Source organism: Flaviramulus basaltis, from assembly GCF_900114265.1.
GTDB classification, from domain to species: domain Bacteria; phylum Bacteroidota; class Bacteroidia; order Flavobacteriales; family Flavobacteriaceae; genus Flaviramulus; species Flaviramulus basaltis.
The window spans coordinates 1-5,520 of the sequence record NZ_FPKV01000015.1; the positions used below are offsets into that span (position 1 = coordinate 1).

Annotated in this window: 10 protein-coding genes; 6 read left to right on the forward strand and 4 right to left on the reverse strand. The window is 30.8% G+C overall.

What is annotated here, in order from left to right; all coding sequences use genetic code 11:
- Nucleotides 1-153 precede the first annotated feature (153 nt).
- From BT151_RS18125 to BT151_RS18135, 3 genes are all read left to right on the forward strand, one after another.
- Complete coding sequence (locus tag BT151_RS18125) at nucleotides 154-765, forward strand: hypothetical protein (RefSeq protein WP_072403778.1); 612 nt, start codon at nucleotides 154-156, stop codon at nucleotides 763-765.
- 283 nt (nucleotides 766-1,048) lie between these two features.
- Complete coding sequence (locus tag BT151_RS18130; RefSeq protein WP_072403779.1) at nucleotides 1,049-1,744, forward strand: hypothetical protein; 696 nt, start codon at nucleotides 1,049-1,051, stop codon at nucleotides 1,742-1,744.
- 157 nt (nucleotides 1,745-1,901) lie between these two features.
- Nucleotides 1,902-2,195 carry a hypothetical protein gene (locus BT151_RS18135; protein ID WP_143144353.1) on the forward strand — a complete coding sequence of 98 codons (294 nt, stop codon included), beginning with the start codon at nucleotides 1,902-1,904 and terminating at the stop codon, nucleotides 2,193-2,195.
- 210 nt (nucleotides 2,196-2,405) lie between these two features.
- Here BT151_RS18135 and BT151_RS18140 read toward each other — a convergent pair whose 3' ends face one another.
- The 3 genes from BT151_RS18140 to BT151_RS18150 are packed head-to-tail and all read right to left on the reverse strand — an operon-like array spanning nucleotide 2,406 to nucleotide 3,357.
- Entirely contained in the window at nucleotides 2,406-2,735 is a 330-nt protein-coding gene (locus BT151_RS18140) for a type II toxin-antitoxin system PemK/MazF family toxin (protein WP_072403781.1), read from the reverse strand.
- Nucleotides 2,736-3,008, reverse strand: coding sequence for a hypothetical protein (locus BT151_RS18145; protein WP_072403782.1), 273 nt, complete (start codon nucleotides 3,006-3,008; stop codon nucleotides 2,736-2,738).
- Between the two features lie 7 nt (nucleotides 3,009-3,015).
- Entirely contained in the window at nucleotides 3,016-3,357 is a 342-nt protein-coding gene (locus BT151_RS18150) for a hypothetical protein (RefSeq protein WP_143144354.1), read from the reverse strand.
- Nucleotides 3,358-3,608: 251 nt separating this feature from the next.
- Here BT151_RS18150 and BT151_RS18155 point away from each other — a divergent pair, with 251 nt between their 5' ends.
- The 3 genes from BT151_RS18155 to BT151_RS18165 all read left to right on the forward strand — a co-directional run bounded on the left by BT151_RS18155 (nucleotide 3,609) and on the right by BT151_RS18165 (nucleotide 5,316).
- Nucleotides 3,609-3,980: a hypothetical protein gene (locus BT151_RS18155; RefSeq protein ID WP_072403784.1), complete on the forward strand. Its 372-nt coding sequence runs from the start codon at nucleotides 3,609-3,611 to the stop codon at nucleotides 3,978-3,980.
- 167 nt (nucleotides 3,981-4,147) lie between these two features.
- Nucleotides 4,148-4,657: a hypothetical protein gene (locus tag BT151_RS18160; RefSeq protein ID WP_072403785.1), complete on the forward strand. Its 510-nt coding sequence runs from the start codon at nucleotides 4,148-4,150 to the stop codon at nucleotides 4,655-4,657.
- 242 nt (nucleotides 4,658-4,899) lie between these two features.
- Nucleotides 4,900-5,316: a hypothetical protein gene (locus BT151_RS18165; protein ID WP_072403786.1), complete on the forward strand. Its 417-nt coding sequence runs from the start codon at nucleotides 4,900-4,902 to the stop codon at nucleotides 5,314-5,316.
- A gap of 21 nt (nucleotides 5,317-5,337) precedes the next feature.
- Here BT151_RS18165 and BT151_RS18745 read toward each other — a convergent pair.
- The coding region (locus BT151_RS18745; RefSeq protein WP_216231155.1) for a hypothetical protein at nucleotides 5,338-5,520 on the reverse strand (183 nt) is incomplete at its 5' end.

The following is a 5,520-nucleotide window of genomic DNA, read 5'->3' on the forward strand; positions in this document are numbered from 1 at the left end:
CCTAAACCAATGGTTGTTGCTCTGTTTGTTAGCTTCTGATTTTCCTGCGGAAAATCCTCGCACACAAACACGCAACATTCCATACATTAACCGTTGTGTTTAATTAAAAACAAACATAGATGAGTAAAGACGAGAAGATAAAGCATTTGGAGAATGGATAATTCAGACTACTGTAAACTGACTAAGGATATTCCTGAAATATCGGATTTATTAAATAAGCGGAATCAATTAAAAACTGACTTAAATAAAGTTTCTCGTAAATTAAAAACAATATCTAAAAAGTATGAGTTTTTAAAAAAGGTTGTTGAGTTAAACTCTAATGATGATGTTTTAGAAGAAAATGTAAAACTGTTATTTAAAGAAATAGGTATTAAAAAAACACATAAAGTTGGTAAGGCTAAAAGGAAAGAGGACTTAAGGATAATACTTGAAGATAAAATTCTATTAATAGAAGTAACTGGAACAAAAAACGTAAACTCAAAAGACGACAAAACAAGGCAAATGACCAAGCATGTTGACGTAGAAAAAAGCAAAGGGTTTAATGTTCAAGGTATGTTTATAGTCAATCACGAAAACAATAAGTATTTTAAAGACAAAACAAAAACACCGTTTACAAAAGACCAAATAAAATATTCTAAAGCAGGTAAATATACTTTAATGACAACCCAAAGTTTAGTAAATGCTTTTATGTTGGTTAAAACCGACCAGTTAAGTTTATCGGATTTTGAAAAAAGAATATGTGAATATGGTGTAGTAGAATTTTAAAAAGAGAGTGGAAAATCCGATAAATATTCTTTTACTTACTTGCGTTTGTCGAGTAGAGCCGTGAGAATAAGTGAATGGAGGGTTCGTAACGCCATTTGCGAGAGATAAACCACTCTCTATTTTTATAAGAAAACGGAATAATCGCTAAATGATTTTAAAACTGCCATAAAATAAAACTAAACACAACACCGTATAAAATTAATGCGCTGTTGAAATTAATGATTAGCGACCTTCTTTTTTGGTTGGCGCACTAATCTTATACCAACCGTTAGCAAACATATAAATGAACATCATCAAGAATTTATTATTAATCCTATTTTTATTACTATCGACAATTAATTTTGCACAAACTACGGCAGATATAAATTGCGCAAGCGAACTTAAAACTATAGATACGGAAATCAAGTCCCAAAGTACAGTTTCTTATAAAATTATTTTCTCTCAAAAACTATATACGGAAAAAAGTTTTGAATTTAGCGAAGCAATTATTGTAATTACTGACATAGATGATAATCTAAATCTTGACGAAACTATCGAAGCCATAGTTGCAATTGGAGTTAAAAATAAGTTGAGTAAAATTCTGGCTTTTAAGACTTGTAAAGCTGTAGAATTTTATTTTAATCAAAACAGGCTTAACTCTAGTCAGACAGATTATTTAGATAAAAATTTACTACCTAAAGTTGAAATTGATCTAAATAAATCTTTAAGTAAGAAGGAGAGAAAAAAGAATAAACGAAAACGCGACTTAATTGAATTAGTTTCAAACAAATCTTGCGAAAAATTTGAACAATTGAAAACAACAAGAATAAGTGCGGAACAGTTTGTACAAATACTGTCAAAAATATCTGCTGATTATGCTAAAAAAACGCAAAAGGTTTACGAAATGTCATTTGAAGAAAGTGCAATTCAATTCATTGACGATTTGACGAAACATTTAGTCGTAAATTGTGGGCCAGTATCAGAATTGAAAAAAAAATAAATACGTTTGCTAACACCGTGTATAATTAATTGCTTTGGCAAGTGCTTATTTGGAAAATTCCTGCGGAATTTTTTCGGGTTAGTGTTTGTTTACTAAATTAGGTGCTAGCCACGCACCTAATCATACACCAAACGTTACCACCAATTTGAAAACAACCGTGAATAAAGATAAAATAGAGTTAACTCAAATTGACAAAGAAAATTGGAGATTCGTACTTTATGAGTCTAAAGAAAAAAAATGGATAGGGGATTTTGTTTATTCACCAATTAGTTTTGTCGATTTATCAATGCTTATTGTTTTGACAAATCAAGAAAAATTGAAAGCGGAACAAAACAGACAATTCTTAATTGAATTATCAGAAAAAATTAGAAACGATTTTAACCGATTTTTATCACGTGCTGAAAATCGAACCGACTACATTTTTATAAAAAAGACAAATCTAAAAGATTAGTTTGCGCAAATGATTTTGAATATTGAAAGAAAAATAAATACGTGGACTGAAATAAAAACTGGTGGTAACATTGTATAAAAATAATGCTTAAATTAGTGCTTAATCAAAGGTTAGTACGCTTTTGTTAGCTTCTGATTTTCCTTCGGAAAATCCTCGCATACAAAACCGCACTATTCTTATACGTAACCGTTGGCGTTCATTTGACCAAGCCTAGAACAAACTGAATATTTTACTTTTTAATTCGGTAATTCCTTCATCATTTAATTTAGAAATCTTCTTAAAGATTGTAGATTTTTCTATGATGAATATTTTATGACACCTGACTTGACTCGCAAGATTTAAAGAATCACTTAGTTTTTCAGTATCTAAAATGTAAGTAAATAAATCTTTTCTAGGTTTAGAAGTGATTTGAGCTAGAATAACGTCTTGAGTTTTATTGACAATAGAATTAGAAACCACTATCGCTGGACGTGGCTTTGAACTAGTTCCCATTGTGAATGGAAAAGGAACTAAAACTATATCTCCTTGCTCATAACTCATTTATAGAAAAGACTCCCAATGTTCATCACTCTCATCATTCCAGTCTTCTGCTAAGCTTGATTGAGCTAAATTCATTGCGTGCTGAGTAAGCTCTGAAGAAGTTTGCTCCTCACTAGTTTGGTCAATTTGAATTGTCACTTCTGGTTCGATATGGTCAATTATTGCACTACTAGTTTCTGAATAACTAATTAAAGACAAACTAGCAAATCCTACAGCAAGATATAAACTTCTTCTGTCTTCAGAGTAAGTTGTAGTACTATTGATGTTATACATAATGTTTTTATTTAGTTAATTTTTCGTATTCCTTAATTTTTTCGTCCATTAAATCTCTAATACTTTTACAAGTATTAACATCCATATGAACTCCAAAATCGTACTCTCTGACTATTCCACTTTTAGAGTCATCCGTAATTCCGACTAACTTTCCTAAACGACCGTCGTTTTCTAATTCAAAAATAGTTCCTTTAGGGATGACATTTCTGTGACTATAAAAACTGATGTTAATAAGTCCAGAAGGAGTAATTCCAGCACTAGCACCATCTGAATGAATTTGACGATACTGATTGCTCTTTATATTGTGTATAGTAATTTGTTTTTTTTCTTCCATTTTTAATGGGTGCAAATGTAGTTTATTTTTAAATAACACACAATACGTTAAAAATAAAGTTTTCTAACGTGTTAAATATATAAATTAAAAAACGAAACGCCAACACCGTATATAAAAAATAACTAAATCCGTGCCAAATTTTATTTGTATCGTTTGTCTAATAACGTTATTTTAGTCGGAAAAGTATTTGTGTACTTACACGCTACTTTCCATATACAATCACGTTGTAGTGCATTTGAGAAAACCGAGAAACTGAATTAATAATTGTGATTGTAATTGAATTTTTAGGAGAAATTATTGGTCGAATATTCGTTGAATTTATTTTCGAGGGAATAATACTTGGAATTTATAGATTGTATAAAAAAACTGTTGAATTTATCCGTGTCAATGTTTTCGGATTTAAAGCAAAACCAATAAAACCGAAAAAAGCACTTGAAAAAAAATTACTATATAAAAAAATTGAATTGACTGAAAATCTGAATTCCAAACTGAAATCCGGACAAAAAGGAGTTGTTTTGGAAGTAATTAATAAAGACAAAGTTTTTGCGGAATTTTATGACCGAAACGGAAAACCAATTGAATTGAATAATGAACTCGTTTTTGAAATCGGAATTAAGCAATTCAAACTGAAAAAATAAAAAACGCACTACAACACCGTATAAAAAAAATTGCTAGTTTTAGCTAAACCAAAGTTAGTTGCCTGTTTGCTAGCTTCTGATTTTCCTTCGGAAAATCCTCGCACACAAACACGCAACTTTCCTTATACAAACACGTTGCCACCAATACGAGAAAAACATTGCGCTAAATGAAAAAACTTTTGATTTTGTTGATTGGACTAAATTTTATTTCGTGTAGCCGATTGACACATTCAGGATTTTGGTTACGATACAAATCTGACCAAATAACCGAACAAAAAAATGACCAAGGACCTTGGGGTGGAGCTTTAGCGATAAACTGGAAAGCAAAACCGAACGCAAGTTTTAAAATATCGGAACTGAAAAAGATTGCGGAAGAAAATGACTGGAAACTGATTGACAGCATATCGCTGAATGAAAATGAATTGAAAAATATGTCGGAACTGAATAAACCGATTATCCGTGTTCCGCTTAAAAATTTCGAGCCGAATGCAAAAAATGCGGATTACAAAAGCCAACCACTTCCTCGTTGGATAAATTCAGATTCTAAACTTTACCGATTTAAAACAAACCGATTGATATTTGACTCTGGAACTGATGATTCAACAACCGAAAACGGATTTATACTTTTAAGCGAAAATGGAATGGAAATGAGTGTTTACCAAATTTGGGGCGAATAAAAGGAGTGGAAAAAGTACTGGTGGCAACAACGTATATAGCTCATAGCTGGGCAGTTGCCTAATCGAAGTTAAGGCATATTTGCAAAGTCGCCAAATTTTTAAATTTGACGATTTCCAATAAAAAAGATAAATAGTAAAATTTAAAAATCTGGCTTGTGCTCAATCCGAAAATAATCGCTAATTTACACGCTACGAGCCATATACAAGACCGTTGGCAACAATATCTGAACAAAACGCAAAAAATGAAAAGAATATATTTTAATCATATTAGTAATTGGAAAAATGGAGTTTTAATAATTTCATCAATTTTATGTTCATTAATTGGAACATTTGAATTATTCTCTGAACCAAATATTGTGTGGAATAAAAGAATGATGGCTCTTGGCTCAATTTTAATGGTTCTTTTCTTTGCCAAAATGATTTTTGGAAAATATTATGTTGGATGGAATAAAGTCGGAATTACAATAAGAATAAAATCCTTTCTGGGAAAATCATTTAATTTTAGAGACGTTAAGTCTACTGATATTCAGAATGGAATTCTAACTGTTGTGAAAAAAAATGGAGAAAAAATTAAATTAGATTTAAGCGAAATTAAAAAAACAGATATTGACAAACTGACTGAAATAATAATAGAAAATACTGTTGCCAACAACGTATAAAAATAATGCGTAGTTTAGTGCTTAATCAAGGGTTCGTGCAGTTTTGCTAGCTTCTGATTTTCCTTCGGAAAATCCTCGCATACAAAACCGCACTATTCTTATACGTAACCGTTGCCATTCATTGATGAACGCACTCCAAACATTAAAAAAAATATAATTATGGGCACATTTTACAATAAAAACACTAAAAAGATTACCGGAATA